The sequence below is a fragment of the Streptomyces sp. WELS2 genome, from assembly GCF_013870595.1.
In the GTDB taxonomy this organism is placed as follows: domain Bacteria; phylum Actinomycetota; class Actinomycetes; order Streptomycetales; family Streptomycetaceae; genus Streptomyces.
This window is the reverse complement of sequence record NZ_JACBWZ010001037.1, coordinates 1-1,957: the sequence shown is the minus strand read 5'-3', so window position 1 is coordinate 1,957 and position 1,957 is coordinate 1. Positions and strand designations below refer to the sequence as shown.

1 protein-coding gene and 1 pseudogene are annotated in these 1,957 nt (G+C 72.2%); both read right to left on the bottom strand.

Annotation, left to right across the window (positions count from 1 at the left end; all coding sequences use genetic code 11):
• A partial coding sequence (locus tag H5J33_RS33295) for a bifunctional (p)ppGpp synthetase/guanosine-3',5'-bis(diphosphate) 3'-pyrophosphohydrolase (RefSeq protein WP_181798425.1) occupies nucleotides 1-1,631 on the bottom strand: 1,631 nt, incomplete at its 3' end.
• Between the two features lie 185 nt (nucleotides 1,632-1,816).
• Nucleotides 1,817-1,957 (bottom strand): annotated as a pseudogene (locus H5J33_RS38040) (diaminopimelate epimerase); the annotation flags it as partial.

Sequence of the window (1,957 nt, the reverse complement as noted above, 5' to 3'; positions counted from 1 at the left end):
CGCTGGATGGCGATGCGGGCGGCCGGTGTGTGGGCGTGGTCCAGCCATTCGCGGGACGGCTCGGAGGCCGGGTCCTGGCCCATCAGGAGCTGGACGGTGTCGCCGTCGCGCAGGACCGTGCTGAGGGTGGCGAGGCGGCCGTTGACACGGGCGCCGATGCAGGCGTGCGCGTCCTCGCCGTACTGCGCGTAGGCGGCGTCCACGCAGGTGGCGCCCTCGGGCAGGCCGAGCGTGCCGCCGTCGGGGCGGAAGACGGTGATCTCGCGGTCCTGCGCGAGGTCCTCGCGCAGGGTGGACCAGAAGGTGTCGGGGTCGGGGGCGGCCCGCTGCCACTCGAGGAGGCGGGAGAGCCAGCCGGGACGGGTGGGGTCGACGCGCTCGCCCTCGGCGGGGGACGCGTCGTTCGCGGGGACGTCGGGGGCGCCGGACTCGGGGGCGGGCGCGTACGGGTTGCCGAGGGCCACGACGCCGGCCTCGGCGACCTTGTGCATCTGGTGGGTGCGGATGAGGACCTCGACCATCTGCCCGTCGGGCCGGGCGACCGCGGTGTGCAGGGACTGGTAGAGGTTGAACTTCGGTACGGCGATGAAGTCCTTGAACTCCGAGACCACCGGCGTCATACAGGTGTGCAGCTCGCCGAGGACGGCGTAACAGTCCGCGTCCTCGTTCACCAGGACGAGCAGGCGGCCGAAGTCCGTGCCGCGCAGCCGGCCGCGTTTGCGGGCCACCCGGTGGACGGAGACGAAGTGCCGGGGGCGGATGAGGACCTCGGCCGGGATGTCGGCCTCGCGCAGCACCCCGCGCACCTCCTCGGCGACCTCGGCGAGCGGGTCGCCGGGGCGGGCGGCGTTCTCCGCGATCAGTTCGCGGGTGCGGGCGTACTCCTCGGGGTGGAGGACGGCGAAGACCAGGTCCTCCAGCTCGGTCTTGAGGGCCTGCACGCCGAGGCGCTCGGCGAGCGGGATGAGGACGTCACGGGTGACCTTGGCGATCCGCGCCTGTTTCTCGGGGCGCATCACGCCGAGGGTGCGCATGTTGTGCAGGCGGTCGGCGAGTTTGATCGACATCACGCGCACGTCGTTGCCGGTGGCGACGAGCATCTTGCGGAAGGTCTCCGGTTCGGCGGCGGCCCCGTAGTCGACCTTCTCCAGTTTCGTGACGCCGTCGACCAGGTAGCGCACCTCCTCGCCGAACTGCTCCCGCACCTGTTCGAGCGTCACGTCGGTGTCCTCGACCGTGTCGTGCAGCAGAGAGGCCGTCAGGGTCGTGGTCTCCGCGCCGAGTTCGGCGAGGATCAGGGTCACGGCGAGCGGGTGCGTGATGTACGGCTCGCCGCTCTTGCGCGTCTGGCCGCGGTGCGAGGACTCGGCCAGGACGTAGGCGCGGCGCAGGGGTTCGAGGTCGGCGTCGGGGTGGTGGGCGCGGTGCGCCTCGACGACATGGCCGATCGCGTCGGGCAGTTTGTCGCGGGTGGCGGAGCCGAGCAGCGCGGCCCGGCCGAGCCGGCGCAGATCGATCCGGGGCCGGGCCTTTCTGCGTGGCGCCGCGGGCGCCGCGGACGCGGTGAGCGCCTGCGGCACCGGGGGCACCGCCGGACCAGCGGTCGCAGGGTTCGTGGCCTCCGCACTCATGGGCACCTCCGGCTCGTGGACCGGCGGACGGAGTCCCGGGGCACACGCGGCTCAGGGTTGGCGGCATTCCCCCGTCCGTGCCGGTGCTTGATGCTACCGAGCCCGCCACGCCCTACCGACCGCCTCCGGCCGAGCGTGAAACGGATCACCCATTCGAGCGACGAAATCGAGGTTTAAGTTTTCGGTCAGCCGAACGCTTCGGCCAGCCACTCGGCGTCGATCTCGCCCTCGGCGACGATCACGGCGGGTCCGGTCATCTCGATCTCGCCGTCCGGCCGCTCGGTGATGACCAGGCGTCCACCGAGCACGTCGACGGTGTACGTGGC